This window comes from Bradyrhizobium sp. Gha, assembly GCF_900113735.1.
Lineage (GTDB): Bacteria > Pseudomonadota > Alphaproteobacteria > Rhizobiales > Xanthobacteraceae > Bradyrhizobium.
Genome location: NZ_FOQM01000021.1, coordinates 103,459 through 116,556, shown reverse-complemented (window position 1 = coordinate 116,556; position 13,098 = coordinate 103,459). Strand labels below are relative to the sequence as shown.

Below are 13,098 nucleotides of genomic sequence, written 5' to 3'. Positions count from 1 at the left end.
GCATGACGCTGACGCTGACGATCCTGGGCTGCGGCTCCTCCGCCGGCGTGCCGCGCCCGGCGCTCGGCTGGGGCGCCTGCGATCCCAACAATCCCAAGAACCGCCGCCGCCGCTGCTCGTTGCTGGTCGAGAAAACGTCTAGCCACGGCACCACGCGCATCGTGATCGATACCTCGCCGGATCTGCGCGAGCAGCTCATCGATACCAATGTCGACCACATCGACGCGGTGTTCCTGACCCATGAGCATGCGGACCAGACCCATGGCATGGACGATCTGCGCTCCGTCGTTCTCCACATGCGCAAGCGCATTCCGACCTATTTCAATCAGTCAACCGCGAAGGACATCATGGCGCGGTTCTCCTATTGCTTCATCTCGCCGGAGGGCAGCGACTATCCGCCGATCCTGACGCGGCATTCGATCGAGGCGGGCGGGAGCCAAATCGTCATCGGCAAGGGCGGGGACGTGACCATGACCGCCTTCCTGGTCCAGCACGGCCAGATCCCCGCGCTCGGCTATCGCATCGGCAATGCCGCCTACACGCCCGACCTCAACGACATCCCACGCGAGAGCTGGGGTGCCCTGGAAAACCTCGATCTCTGGATCGTCGACGGTCTGCGCTACACCCAGCATGTCAGCCATTTCAGCATCAACGACGCGCTGTCCTGGATCGAACGCTTCAAGCCGAAGCGCGCCGTCATCACCAACATGACGGCCGATGTCGACTACGAGGTGATCCGGCAGACGCTGCCCGCGGGCGTGGTGCCGGCTTACGACGGGATGCGGCTGGAGACGCACTAGGCGCGCGTTCAACTTAGGCCGTAATCGCCTTGGTCGAACCGACCTCATTGCGCAGCAGGAATTTCTGGATCTTTCCCGTCGACGTCTTCGGGATCGGTCCGAACACGACTGCTTTCGGCGTCTTGAAGCCGCTCATGTGCGCGCGGCAGAACGCGATGACGTCGGCCTCGGTTGCGCTGGCGCCGTCCTTGAGCTCGACGAAAGCGCAGGGCACTTCGCCCCATTTCGGATCGGGCTTGGCGACGACGGCCGCGAACAGCACGGCCGGGTGCTTGTAGAGAATGTCCTCGACCTCGACGGAGGAAATGTTCTCGCCGCCGGAGATGATGATGTCCTTGGAGCGATCCTTGATGGTGACGTAGCCGTGCTCGTCAAGCACGCCGAGGTCGCCGGTGTGAAACCAGCCGCCCTCGAACGCTTCCTTCGTGGCCTTCTCGTTCTTCAGATACCCCTTCATCACGATGTTCCCGCGGAACATCACCTCGCCGATGGTTTCGCCGTCGCGCGGCACTTCGTGCATGGTTTGCGGATTGATGACGGTGACAGCTTCCTCGAGCGGGTAAGGCACGCCCTGCCGCCGCTTCATGCGCGCGCGCTCCGCGGCGGGGAGATCGTCCCAGCCGGGCTGCTCGGCGCAGACAGAGGCGGGGCCGTAGACCTCGGTCAGGCCGTAAACATGGGTCAGCTTGATGCCGATGCTCTCCGCGCCTTCCAGCACCGCGACCGGCGGTGCGGCGCCGGCGATGAGGCCGACGACGCGGCGTGCAGCCTCACCCCTGGGCGCGTCGGGTGCATTGATCAGCGTGTTGTAGACGATCGGCGCGCCGCACATGTGGGTGACGCCGTGCTGCCTGATCAGCTCGAAGATTTTGGTCGGTTCGACCTTGCGCAGGCAGACATTGATGCCCGCGGCGGCCGCGAGGGTCCAGGGAAAGCACCAGCCGTTGCAATGGAACATCGGCAGCGTCCAGAGATAGACCGGATGCTGGCCGAGATTGCCGGCGAGGATGTTGCTGATGGCGTTGAGGTAGGCGCCGCGATGATGGGTGACGACGCCCTTGGGATTGCCTGTTGTGCCGGAAGTGTAGCTCAGTGCGATGGCATCCCATTCGTCTTGCGGCGGGATCGCCGTGAAGTTGGGATTGCCTTGCGCGACGGCGGCTTCGTATTCGATCTCGCCGATGCGCTTGCCGCCCGTGAAGGCGGCATCGTCGACGTCGATCACGAATGGCTTCGGCCCGCTCATTTGCGCGAGCGCATCGGTGATCACGCCCGAGAATTCCGGATCGACCAGAATGATTTTTGCGCCGCCATGATCGAGCTGAAATGCGATCGAGGGCGCATCGAGGCGGATATTGAGCGCGTTGAGCACGGCGCCCGTCATCGGAACGGCAAAGTGCACCTCGTTCATCGCGGGGATGTTCGGCAGCATCACAGCAACAGTATCGCCGACGCCGACGCCTTTGCCGGCGAGCCAGGAGGCAAAGCGCTTGCAGCGCTCATGCGTCTGGGCCCAGGTGAAGCAGCGCGCCTCATAGACCGTGCTGATGTGATCGGGATAGACGGCAGCACTGCGCGCGAGGAAGCTGAGCGGCGACAGCGGCACGTAATTGGCGGGGGTTTTGTCGAGGCCGATATTGTACTGGTTGTGCCGGTCGCTCATCGACCCCTCCTTCACGTCGCGCGGGTTACAGGAATCCGATCGAGATCCAGGGGAAGACCGCGACGATGATCAATCCCACCAGCAGCGCCAGCAGATAACCCCAGATCGGTCTGATGCCCTCGGCTGGATCGACCCTTCCGATGGCGCAGGCGGCATAATAGCCGACGCCGAATGGCGGGGCGAATAGGCCGATACCCATCGCCAGAATGATGATCATGGCGTAGTGCACCTCGTGCACGCCGACGAGGCGTGCGATCGGAAACAGCAGTGGCCCGAACAGCACGATCGCGGGGATGCCTTCCAGCACACTGCCGAGCACAGTGAAAGCCAGGATGGACACGGCGATGAAGGTCGCAGCTCCGCCCGGCAATCCGGTCATGGCGGATGCCAGCGAGCGCGAGAAGCCCGACTGCGTCAGGCCCCAGGCCATGCCGGTGGCGGTGCCGATGATCAGCAGGATCGCACCCGACAGCGCCGCGGTCTCGACCAGCATTGGAAACAGCCGCCGCCAGTCGAAGCGGCGGTAGACGAGAAGACCGACCAGCGCGCCATAGACGATGCCGATGGTCGAGACTTCGGTAGCGGTCGCGATGCCCTCGACCACGGCGTAGCGGATCACGAACGGCAGCGCGAGCGCGGGCAGGGCGATGACGAAGGTCTTGCCGATCTCGGCCGCGGTCGCGCGTCGGACGTGGCTCATGTCCTCGCCGCGATAGCGCCACCACACCAGCGTGCAGAGGGTGATCGCGAGCACGACGCCGGGCAGGAGTCCGCCAGTGAAAAGTGCCGCGATCGAGACGCCGGTGACCGATCCGATCGTGATCAGCACGAGGCTCGGCGGAATGGTCTCGGTCTGGGCACCCGTGGCCGCAAGCAGCGCGACGAGATCTCCGGGCCGGGCGCCGCGCTGCTTCATCTCGGGGAACAGCACGGGCGCGACCGCGGCCATGTCGGCAGCCTTGGCGCCTGATATGCCGGAGACCAGATACATCGCGCCGACCAGCACGTAATGCAAGCCGCCACGGACATGGCCAAGCAGGCTCGCCAGGAACGACACCATGGCCCGCGCCATGCCGGTCATCTCGATCAGCAATCCCAGGAACACGAAGAGCGGCACCGACAGCAGGATGAGATGGCTCATGCCCTCGTCCATCCGTCCGACCAGCACCATGACCGGCGTGCGGGTGGTCAGCGCCAGATAGCCGAAGATTGCGAGGCCAAAGCCGAATGCAATGGGAACGCCGGCAAAGACGCAGAAGCCGGCAACGCCGACGAAGAAGATGACGAGATTGAGATTGCCCAGGGGCCGCAACGACGGCTCCGCCAACCAGAACAGGCCGATCACGACGGCAACGGACAGCGTGGCGGCCGCGACCATCCGGTAGTCCGCCGCGCGCAGCAGCCGCAGCAAGGCGAACACCGCCATCAGGCAGATGCCGGCCGGCAGCGCGGCGGCGCGCCAGATGTTCGAGATCTGAAGTGCCGGCGTGGTGATGTAGCTTTCCTCGTAGGCATAGTCCCAGGACGGCCACACGATCAGCGCGAGGAACGCCAGCGCCGCGCAGATCGCGAACAGATCGAGATAAGCGCGCATGGCCGGGCCAGCGCTTCCGACGAGCGCGGTCATGCGCATGTGCTCGGAACGGCGGAACGCCACCGCTGCGCCCAGCATGGCGAGCCACAGGAACAGGATCGAGGCGAGCTCGTCCGACCAGATCAGCGGCCGGTGCAAGCCGTAACGCGCGACCACGCCCGCAAACAGGATCCCGATTTCGGCGACCACCAGGATCGCCGCGGGGATTTCAACGGCAAGGCCGAGGACGCGTTCGAGCGACGCCAGCAGCGAAGGTCGGCGAGGGGACTGAACAGTCGCCTCGCCCGCCACTCCGTTCGCCTCGACTTCGATATGAGCCATGACGGCCCCAATGCGTTACGACAGCTTGCCGACGGCCTTTTCCAGCAGGTCCCAGGCCTGCTCGCCGTATTTGCCCTTCCACTCCGCATAGAAGCCTGCAGCCCGCAGCTTGTCGCGGAACGGCGCGATGCTGGGCTGGTTGAACGTCAGGCCCTTGGTTGCGAGCTCCTGCTGGAGACCGGCGTTCAGCTTGGCGGTATCCTCGCGCTCCTTGACCGCGGCGGCATTGATGTTCTTGGCGACGACCGCGCGCACGTCCTCCGGCAGCTTTTCCCAGGCGCGGCGGTTGGCCAGGAACCAGAAGCCGTCCCACATGTGATTGGTCAGTGAGCAGAACTTCTGGACCTCGTAGAGCTTCGCGGTCGAGATGATGGCCAGCGGGTTTTCCTGGCCCTCGACGATCTTGGTCTGCAGGGCGGAATAGACTTCGGCGAAATTGATCGAGGCGGGCGCGGCGTCGAACGCCTTGAACATCGAGGTCCACAGCGGCGACACCGGCACGCGGATCTTGAAGCCCTTGAAATCGTCCGGACCGGTGATCGGCTTGGTCGACGACGTGGTTTGCCGGAATCCGTTGTCCCAGATCCTGTCCATCACCTCGAGGCCAGCCTTCTTGATCTCGCCACGGACATGGCCGCCGAGATCGCCGTCCATGGCCTTCCAAACGGTGTCGTAGTCCGGAAACGCGAAGCCGATGCCGTTGATGGAGGCCGCCGGCACCAGGGTCGACAGGATCAGGCCCGACAGCGTGAAGAACTCGACGCCGCCGGAGCGGATCTGGCTCAGCATGTCGGTGTCGGACCCAAGCTGGTTGTTCGGGAAGATCTGCAGGTCGAACTTGCCGTTGGTCTCGCTCTTGATGGCTGCGGCCATCTCCTTGGCGCGCACGTTGAGCGGATGGCTGTCCGGCAGGTTGTTGGCGTATTTGTACGAGAACTCGGCAGCCTGGGCACGGGCCACATGGGGCGCGCTGAAGCCGCCAAAGACGGCGGTCGCGGCGGAGGCCTTCAGAAGCGTGCGGCGGGAGAAACTCATGGGTCTGCTTCCTCAAAAATTTTGTTCTTGTTGTGAGATGCAAACCTATACGGACCGAAGGCTCGAAGGTCATCTGCGATCTCGCGAAGCTCGCTTATTGCAGCCGGACAAGGTCGCGGCAATATCGGCTTTCGGAGGCGTCGATCCGATCCAAATCTGAAAAACAACCCCATGCACAGTAGCCGTCAAGTGCCGAGGCGTTCGGCGAGCCCGGAGCGGGATATCGCGCCTGAGCGAAAGCGCCGTGGCAGCAATTCCAGCTAAATGATTGATCGAATTGGATATAAATATATTCCATAATATACCTTATGCGAATTGTGCATGTGACCATTTGGATTTGAAGCCACGGGATCCGTGGCTCCCCAATGCCCCGCTCCGCGGGTCTCATCGGCGTTCGCGTCGATGCATGTTGGTGATGTGGCGAAGGCCGAGTTTCTGGATCGGCCATTTAGGAGAAGCGGTCCGACCGGAACGCCGCATCGGTCTCCCTCCGGGCGTGCTGCCCCAGGAGACGCTGCGGCGCGCCTGGCTGGCGGCCTCAGGTGGATCAGCGGTGACGTAGCCGGCGGTTGACCCGGCGCGCCAGATAATCGCCGGCACTCTGCACGAGTTGCACCAGTGCGATCAGCACGACGACCACCGCCAGCATCATCTCAGGCATGAAGCGCTGATAGCCGTAACGGATGCCGAGATCGCCTAAGCCCCCGCCTCCAACGGCGCCGACCATGGCGGAATAGCCGAGCAGGCTGACGACCGCGAGCGTCAGCGCCAGCAGCAGGCCGGGCAGCGCCTCGGGAATCAGCACCTTGAGCACGATCTGGACCGGCGAGGCCCCAAACGAGGACGCGGTCTCGATCAGGCCGCCGTCGACCTCGCGGATTGCACCTTCGACGAGACGGGCGATGAAAGGTGCGGAGGCGATGGTCAATGGCACGATGGCGGCCGTCGATCCGATCGACGTGCCGGCGACCATCCGGGTGAACGGAATGATGGCGACGACCAGGATGATGAAGGGCGTCGAACGCGTCGCATTGACGACGATGCCCAGCACGCGATTGACGGTGGGCGCCGCGAACAGCTCGCCCTTCCGGCTGGTGGCGAGGAACACGCCGAGCGGCAGGCCGAACGCGGTGCCGATCAGCGCCGCGATGCCGACCATGTACAGGGTTTCGAAGGTGGCCTGGATGATCAGATTGATGAGTTCAGGCGACATAGCCGAGACGCTCCGCCGAGATCTGAAATTGAGAGAGCCATGCCAGCGTGCGCGCCGCGGCGCCCTCGCCCCCGGGAATGCCGAGCACCAGCGCGCCGACATGCCGGCCGCCGATCTCGTCGATGCGGGCCGACAGCAGCGAGACGTCGAGGCCGAGTTCGCGGGCAAGCCGCGCGATCAGCGTGTCGCCGGCCCCTGCTCCGCGCACCTGGACGCGGATTACGGCCTGCCCGCCAGGCTCCTGCACGATCCGGCCGGCCAGCGAGACCGGCAGGCTGTCACCCGTGACCTCGGCCAGGAAGGACTGCGTGATCGGATGCTTGGGATGGGTGAAGATGTCCGCGACGTGGCCGCGCTCGACGACGTGACCGGCATCGAGCACGACGACTTCCTTGGCGAGCTGACGCACCACGGACATTTCGTGGGTGATCAGCACGATGGTCACGCCGAGCTCGCGGTTGATATTCGCAAGCAGGTCAAGGATTGCACGCGTGGTCTGCGGATCGAGCGCGGAGGTCGCCTCGTCCGAGAGCAGCACATCCGGCCGCGTCGCCAGCGCGCGGGCGATGCCGACGCGCTGCTTCTGGCCGCCGGAGAGTTCTGAGGGGTACCGATCGTGCTTGTCGGCGATGCCGACCAGCGCAAGCAGCTCGCTCACGCGGGCGCGGATGTCGGCCTTGGACCAGCCGGCGATCTCCAGCGGCAGCGCGATGTTGTCGGCGGCAGTGCGCGACGACAGCAGGTTGAAATGCTGGAAGATCATCCCGATCGAGCGTTGCGCCAGCCGCAAGTCGCGGCCCGTGAGCGCGGAGATGTCTCTGGCGTCGACGACGACGCGGCCGGCGGTGGGCTTCTCAAGCCCGTTGATGAGACGGACCAGGCTCGACTTGCCGGCACCGGAGCGGCCGATCACGCCGGTGATGGAGCCTCGCGCGATGGCCAAATCGATGCCTCGCAGCGCGACGACACCGGGCTTGCCGCGGTGGGCCGGATAGGTTTTTGAAATGTTCTCGAAACGGACCATCGCAGCCGGCTCAGCCGCGGCGTCCAGGATTTCGATCGGGTCTCCGACCACCAGCGATGGCTGCGCATTCATGGAAGCGGCTTTCATGCACGATATCTAGATCTAGCTCGCCCGCCCGACAGGCGCACGAGGTCAAGGTCGTTCCAAACGACAGAGGATGGAATAATGGCAGGCGCCTGCGACGCTGCATTGCAACATATCGCTCTTTCCGGCCGTCTCTGCAATTTCGGATATTTGCGAGGAGCTGGGCGAAGTTTTCCCAATCCGCCTCCTGGGAAGAAAATTCCTCTGCCACGGGCAGTCTTCGGGCCGTTGCCGCCCGCTGGCGGTCCAATGGCCGGACGAAGACAGCGCCTCTCCTGCGCGAAGGCGGCAGAGAATGCGTTGGCTACCTTCCTCTAAACTTTGCTTTGCGCCGAGTCAGGAACGCTTCGACGCCCTCTCTGTGGTCTTCGCTGAGGCTCGCCAGCGCGAACTGATCGACATCCATGTGGCTGGCGAGATCGTCCAGCGCATGCGCGAGCCGGTTGACCGTCAGCTTGGTCATGGCGACCGAGAGCGGCGGCTGGGCGGCGACCTTGCGGGCCAATTCCATGGCGGCATCGAAGGCATGACCGGGATCGACCACCTGCTCGACCAGGCCCCATTCATAGGCCTCGTCGGCGGAGATGCGCTGATCGGCCAGGATCACGGCCTGCTTGGTGCGGGCCGGTCCGATCAGATGCAGCATGCGCGGGATGCTCTGCCAGCTCATGTTCATGCCGAGCCCGATCTCGGGCACGCGCAGATGCGCATCGCGGCCCATGACGCGGAAGTCGAGCGCGACCGCCAACGCCACGCCGCCGCCGATGCAAAAGCCTTCGATCGCCGCGATGGTGATCTGCTCCATCTCGTGCCAGGCGTGTGTCAGGCGCGGGCCCAGCCGGAGATGCCGCCTCAGCGTGCCGATATCCATCTCCTTGCGTGAGCGCCCTTCGGGGTCCTTCAAATCGAAGCCTGCGCTGAACGCGCCCGAATTTCCGGTCAGCACCACGACGGAGGTCGCCGCATCATCCTCGAAGCTGCGTGCCGCCGCGGTGAGCTGGCGCAGCGCCTCCGGCGACAATGCGTTGATGCCGTCGTGACGATCGAACCGCACCACGGCAATCCGCCCCTCGGGACCGAGGCCTTTCTCGATCTTGACGAACTCTTTCACGGGCGCCTCCGAAGCCGATTTTTGCTCCATCGTAGCGCACATCAGGCGTCAGGAACATGGGACCAGTTGCGCGCCGCAACGAATGCTCGACAGGACAGGACCATGCGCTTAATCTTTCGCCATGAGCCACGATCACGACCATCATCACCACGACCACGATCATTCGGAACTGTCGGAAACCGAGCTGCGCGTGCGCGCGCTCGAAACGATCTTGACCGAAAAAGGCTATGTCGAGCCAGCCGCGCTCGACGCCATCATCCAGGCCTATGAAACCAAGATCGGTCCGCATAACGGCGCCCGCGTCGTCGCAAAAGCCTGGACGGATGCTGATTTCAAGAAGGCCCTGCTGGAGGACGGCAGCAAGGCGATCGGCACGCTCGGCCATGTCAGCCGCGTCGGCGACCATCTCGTCGTGGTCGAGAACACACCGCAGCGTCACAACATGGTCGTGTGCACGCTGTGCTCCTGCTACCCCTGGGAAATGCTGGGTCTGCCGCCGGTCTGGTACAAGGCGTCACCCTATCGTTCGCGCGCGGTGAAGGATCCACGCGGCGTGCTCGCCGAATTCGACGTCACGCTGCCGAAGGACACGGAAATCCGGGTGTGGGATTCTACCGCGGAGACGCGCTTCCTGGTGCTGCCGATGCGGCCCGCGGGCACCGAAGGCTGGAGCGAGGAGCAGCTTGCCGAACTCGTCACCCGCGATTCAATGATCGGGACCGGCTTTCCCAGGACGCCCGGAGCGCCATCGTGAACGGCGTGCACGACATGGGCGGCATGGACGGGTTCGGCAAGGTCGAGCCCGAGCCGAACGAGCCGATGTTTCATGAAGCGTGGGAGTCCCGCGTGCTCGCGATGGTGCGCGCGATGGGCGCAGCCGGCGCGTTCAACATCGACACCTCGCGTTTCTATCGCGAGACGCTGCCGCCGCATGTCTATCTCTCGAGCTCCTACTACAAGAAGTGGTTCCTCGGCCTCGAAGAGATGCTGATCGAGAAGGGCTACCTCACCCGCGAGGAGGTCGCCGCCGGCCGTGCGATGCAGCCCGGCAAAGCGCTCAAGCACGGCAAGTTCGATCTCGCCAATGTCGAGCGCGTCATGGTGCGCGGCAAGTTCGCCCGCCCTGCCCCTGCCCCCGCCAAGTTCGACATCGGCGACCGTGTCCGCGCGAAAAACATTCATCCGACCACGCATACGCGGCTGCCGCGCTATGTGCGCGGGCATGTCGGCGTGGTCGAGCTGAACCATGGCTGCCATGTATTTCCCGATACGGCCGCGATGGAGCGCGGCGAGAATCCGCAATGGCTCTACACGGTCGTATTCGAGGGCCGCGATCTCTGGGGTGCCGGCGCTGATCCGACCCTGAAGGTCTCGGTCGACGCGTTCGAGCCCTATCTGGACCCGGTATGACGCGCAGCATTGCTGCGGCTGCTGCAACGGCGGCCATCCCGAGCATCCCGCGTGACGACGACGGCCCCGTGTTCCGCGCGCCATGGGAAGCGCAGGCCTTCGCAATGGCCTTGAGCCTGCACGACCGCGGCGTCTTCACCTGGCCGGAATGGGCCGCGGCGCTGGCCGACGAGATCAAGCGCGCGCAAGCCGCCGGTGACCCTGATACGGGTGAGACCTACTATCTGCACTGGCTTGCCACGCTGGAAGGCCTCGTGGCACGCAAAGGCGTCGCGTCGATGGACACCCTGCATCGCTATCGCAATGCTTGGGACCACGCCGCCGATCGCACCCCGCATGGCAAGCCGATTGAGCTTATGCCGGAGGATTTCGGGTAGCGCGTGCTGTTTCCTCCGTCATTGCGAGGAGCTCTTGCGACGAAGCAAATCCAGACTGCGCTTGCGGAAGGACGCTGGATTGCGTCGCTTCGCTCGCAACGACGGCGGAGAGAGGCCGGATTTTTTCCTCTGTCGTCGCCCGGCTTGACCGGGCGACCCAGTACGCCGCGGCCTTTCGGCTCAAGGACGGCCTCTGGAATGCTGGATCACCCGCTTTCGCGGGTGACGACACTGAGTTTGCCTCACCGCCCCCCGACAAACTCCCGCCAGCCGCCGGCGATCCCGATCCGGGCGAAACCTATTATCTGCATTGGCTCGCGACGCTTCGCTTCGCTCGCAACGACGGCGGAGAGAGGCCGGATTTTTCCGCTGTCGTCGCCCGGCTTGACCGGGCGACCCAGTACGCCGCGGCCTTTCGGCTCAAGGACGGCCTCTGGAATACTGGATCACCCGCTTTCGCGGGTGACGACACTGAGTTTGCCTCACCGCCCCGCGACAAACTCCCGCCAGCCGCCCGGCGATCCCGATACGGGCGAAACCTATTATCTGCATTGGCTCGCGACGCTTCGCTTCGCTCGCAACGACGGCGGAGAGAGGCCGGATTTTTTCCTCTGTCGTCGCCCGGCTTGACCGGGCGACTCAGTACGCCGTGGCCTTTCGGCTCAAGGACGGCCTCTGGAATACTGGATCACCCGCTTTCGCGGGTGACGACACGGAGTTTGCCTCACCGCCCCGCGACAAACTCCCGCCAGCCCTTCGCCCGCAGGCTGCAGGCCGGGCATTCGCCGCACCCGTAGCCCCAATCATGCTGCGCGCCGCGTTCACCGAGATAGCAGGTGTGCGACTGCTCGCGGATCAGATCGACCAGCCCCTCGCCGCCGAGATCGTGCGCGAGCTTCCACGTCGCCGCCTTGTCGATCCACATCAGTGGCGTATGCAGCTCGAAGGACCTCGCCATCCCGAGCGAGAGCGCTGATTGCATCGCGCGGATGGTGTCGTCGCGGCAATCGGGATAGCCGGAATAGTCGGTCTCGCACATGCCGCCGACAATGTGGGTGATGCCGCGTCGATACGCCAGTGCCGCGGCGAAGGTCAGGAACACCAGGTTGCGGCCAGGCACAAAGGTGTTGGGCAGACCGTCGGCGCCCATCGCGATCGCGACGTCACGCGTCAGCGCCGTCTCCGAGACGGCCGCCAGCGTCGGGATCGACAGCGTATGGCTCTCGCCGAGCTTGGCCGCCCAATCGGCGCGGAGACCCTTGATGCCCTCGAACAGCCGGTCACGGCAGTCGAGCTCGACCGCGTGGCGTTGCCCGTACTCGAACCCCAGCGTCTCCACCCGCGCGAAGCGGCTGAGCGCCCAGGCGAGGCAGGTGGTGGAATCCTGGCCGCCGGAGAACAGCACCAGTGCGGTTTGTGAAGCAAATGCGTCGCTCATGGCCCGCGCTTTAGCACTGCGGAAGATATCAGCCAATCGGTGGAAATCGGCCCGTTCCCGCCCGTCCCGCTGGGAACGGAGGCCCGCTTTTGGCATAAGGCTTTGGATCCAGGAGACTGCCCTGCAATGACCCCTTCCCGCGACATTTCCCGCCTGATCGAGATCATGGCGGCACTGCGTACGCCGGTGACCGGCTGCCCCTGGGATCTCGAGCAGGATTTTGCGACGATCGCGCCCTATACGATCGAGGAGGCCTATGAGGTGGTCGATGCCATCGACCGCGGCGATCTCGACGATCTCCGCGAGGAGCTCGGCGATCTCCTCTTGCAGGTCGTGTTCCACGCCCAGATGGCCTCCGAGCAGAACGCTTTCGCGTTCGGCGACGTCGTCGAGGCCATCACCCGAAAAATGATCCGGCGCCATCCGCACGTCTTCGCTGACAAGGACGGCAATCTCGCCTCCTCCCACGTCAAGGAAGTCTGGGATCGCATCAAGGCCGAAGAGAAGGCCGAGCGCGCCGCACGCCGGCCGCCGGAGTCAACGCCACCGCACAAATCGCTACTCTCGGGCGTGAAAGCCGGTCAGCCCGCGCTGACCCGCGCCATGGAGCTGCAGCGCAAGGCCTCCACCGTCGGCTTCGACTGGAACGATCCGCGCGCGGTGCTGCAAAAGATCCGCGAGGAAGCCGACGAGATCGAGGCCGCCCTCGACCGCAACGACAAGCAGGAGATCGCGGAAGAGACCGGCGACCTGATGTTCGCGCTGGTCAACCTCGCCCGCCACGTCGATGCCGATCCGGAAGCGGCGCTGCGCGCGACGAATGCGAAATTCGAACGGCGCTTTGCCTATATCGAGCGGGCGCTGGAAGCGCAGGGGCGCACGCTCGAGCAGGCCTCGCTGGCGGAGATGGATGCGCTCTGGAATGCGGCGAAGGGCGAGACGAAGCCGGCGTCAGAGGGACGCGAGGCTGACCGGGTCTAAACTCAGCTGTCGTCCAGAGGTCGTCCTCTTCGTACCGGCCGACACAT

At 64.6% G+C, this 13,098-nt stretch carries 12 protein-coding genes; 5 read left to right on the top strand and 7 right to left on the bottom strand.

The features are described 5' to 3' along the window. Window positions 1-2: 2 nt before the first annotated feature. Window positions 3-800 carry an MBL fold metallo-hydrolase gene (locus BM222_RS23885; protein ID WP_092233005.1) on the top strand — a complete coding sequence of 266 codons (798 nt, stop codon included), beginning with the start codon at window positions 3-5 and terminating at the stop codon, window positions 798-800. A gap of 13 nt (window positions 801-813) precedes the next feature. Here the strand turns inward: BM222_RS23885 and BM222_RS23880 are convergent, their stop codons facing one another. From BM222_RS23880 to BM222_RS23855, 6 genes are all read right to left on the bottom strand, one after another. After that, window positions 814-2,463, bottom strand: coding sequence for an acyl-CoA synthetase (locus tag BM222_RS23880; protein ID WP_092233002.1), 1,650 nt, complete (start codon window positions 2,461-2,463; stop codon window positions 814-816). A 25-nt stretch (window positions 2,464-2,488) separates the two neighbouring features. Further along, window positions 2,489-4,378: a TRAP transporter large permease gene (locus tag BM222_RS23875; RefSeq protein ID WP_092232999.1), complete on the bottom strand. Its 1,890-nt coding sequence runs from the start codon at window positions 4,376-4,378 to the stop codon at window positions 2,489-2,491. A 15-nt stretch (window positions 4,379-4,393) separates the two neighbouring features. Beyond that, on the bottom strand, window positions 4,394-5,413 hold the full coding sequence (locus tag BM222_RS23870; protein ID WP_092232996.1) for a TRAP transporter substrate-binding protein: 1,020 nt from the start codon (window positions 5,411-5,413) through the stop codon (window positions 4,394-4,396). Between the two features lie 547 nt (window positions 5,414-5,960). Then, the gene (locus BM222_RS23865) at window positions 5,961-6,626 is read right to left on the bottom strand and encodes a methionine ABC transporter permease (protein ID WP_092232992.1); all 666 of its coding nucleotides are present in this window, start codon (window positions 6,624-6,626) and stop codon (window positions 5,961-5,963) included. Continuing rightward, window positions 6,616-7,737, bottom strand: a complete 1,122-nt coding sequence (locus BM222_RS23860; RefSeq protein ID WP_177243417.1) for a methionine ABC transporter ATP-binding protein — start codon at window positions 7,735-7,737, stop codon at window positions 6,616-6,618. Before BM222_RS23860 ends, BM222_RS23865 begins: the two co-directional genes overlap by 11 nt. A 301-nt stretch (window positions 7,738-8,038) precedes the next feature. Beyond that, window positions 8,039-8,845: an enoyl-CoA hydratase/isomerase family protein gene (locus BM222_RS23855; RefSeq protein WP_092233089.1), complete on the bottom strand. Its 807-nt coding sequence runs from the start codon at window positions 8,843-8,845 to the stop codon at window positions 8,039-8,041. Window positions 8,846-8,966: 121 nt separating this feature from the next. Between BM222_RS23855 and nthA the strand changes: the two genes are divergently transcribed. Genes nthA through BM222_RS23840 form a run of 3 tightly spaced genes read left to right on the top strand, consistent with a single transcriptional unit; the run spans window position 8,967 to window position 10,632 of the window. Continuing rightward, window positions 8,967-9,599, top strand: coding sequence for a nitrile hydratase subunit alpha (nthA, locus tag BM222_RS23850; RefSeq protein ID WP_092232989.1), 633 nt, complete (start codon window positions 8,967-8,969; stop codon window positions 9,597-9,599). Continuing rightward, window positions 9,596-10,255: a nitrile hydratase subunit beta gene (nthB, locus tag BM222_RS23845; RefSeq protein WP_092232986.1), complete on the top strand. Its 660-nt coding sequence runs from the start codon at window positions 9,596-9,598 to the stop codon at window positions 10,253-10,255. Before nthA ends, nthB begins: the two co-directional genes overlap by 4 nt. Further along, complete coding sequence (locus BM222_RS23840; RefSeq protein ID WP_092232983.1) at window positions 10,252-10,632, top strand: nitrile hydratase accessory protein; 381 nt, start codon at window positions 10,252-10,254, stop codon at window positions 10,630-10,632. Before nthB ends, BM222_RS23840 begins: the two co-directional genes overlap by 4 nt. A gap of 724 nt (window positions 10,633-11,356) precedes the next feature. Here BM222_RS23840 and queC read toward each other — a convergent pair. Beyond that, window positions 11,357-12,070: a 7-cyano-7-deazaguanine synthase QueC gene (gene queC / locus BM222_RS23835; RefSeq protein ID WP_092232980.1), complete on the bottom strand. Its 714-nt coding sequence runs from the start codon at window positions 12,068-12,070 to the stop codon at window positions 11,357-11,359. A 126-nt stretch (window positions 12,071-12,196) separates the two neighbouring features. On the opposite strand from queC, the gene mazG reads away from it, so the two are divergent. Beyond that, window positions 12,197-13,051, top strand: coding sequence for a nucleoside triphosphate pyrophosphohydrolase (mazG, locus tag BM222_RS23830; protein ID WP_092232977.1), 855 nt, complete (start codon window positions 12,197-12,199; stop codon window positions 13,049-13,051). The last annotated feature ends 47 nt before the right edge of the window (window positions 13,052-13,098 follow it).

What these genes read in the sequence shown, in the direction of transcription:
- BM222_RS23880 (WP_092233002.1), bottom strand. Translation starts at nt 2,463, where the DNA reads ATGAGCGACCGGCACAACCAGTACAATATCGGCCTCGACAAAACCCCC.
- BM222_RS23885 (WP_092233005.1), top strand. Translation starts at nt 3, where the DNA reads ATGACGCTGACGCTGACGATCCTGGGCTGCGGCTCCTCCGCCGGCGTG.
- BM222_RS23840 (WP_092232983.1), top strand. Translation starts at nt 10,252, where the DNA reads ATGACGCGCAGCATTGCTGCGGCTGCTGCAACGGCGGCCATCCCGAGC.
- BM222_RS23860 (WP_177243417.1), bottom strand. Translation starts at nt 7,737, where the DNA reads ATGAAAGCCGCTTCCATGAATGCGCAGCCATCGCTGGTGGTCGGAGAC.
- BM222_RS23870 (WP_092232996.1), bottom strand. Translation starts at nt 5,413, where the DNA reads ATGAGTTTCTCCCGCCGCACGCTTCTGAAGGCCTCCGCCGCGACCGCC.
- BM222_RS23875 (WP_092232999.1), bottom strand. Translation starts at nt 4,378, where the DNA reads ATGGCTCATATCGAAGTCGAGGCGAACGGAGTGGCGGGCGAGGCGACT.
- queC (WP_092232980.1), bottom strand. Translation starts at nt 12,070, where the DNA reads ATGAGCGACGCATTTGCTTCACAAACCGCACTGGTGCTGTTCTCCGGC.
- BM222_RS23865 (WP_092232992.1), bottom strand. Translation starts at nt 6,626, where the DNA reads ATGTCGCCTGAACTCATCAATCTGATCATCCAGGCCACCTTCGAAACC.
- nthA (WP_092232989.1), top strand. Translation starts at nt 8,967, where the DNA reads ATGAGCCACGATCACGACCATCATCACCACGACCACGATCATTCGGAA.
- mazG (WP_092232977.1), top strand. Translation starts at nt 12,197, where the DNA reads ATGACCCCTTCCCGCGACATTTCCCGCCTGATCGAGATCATGGCGGCA.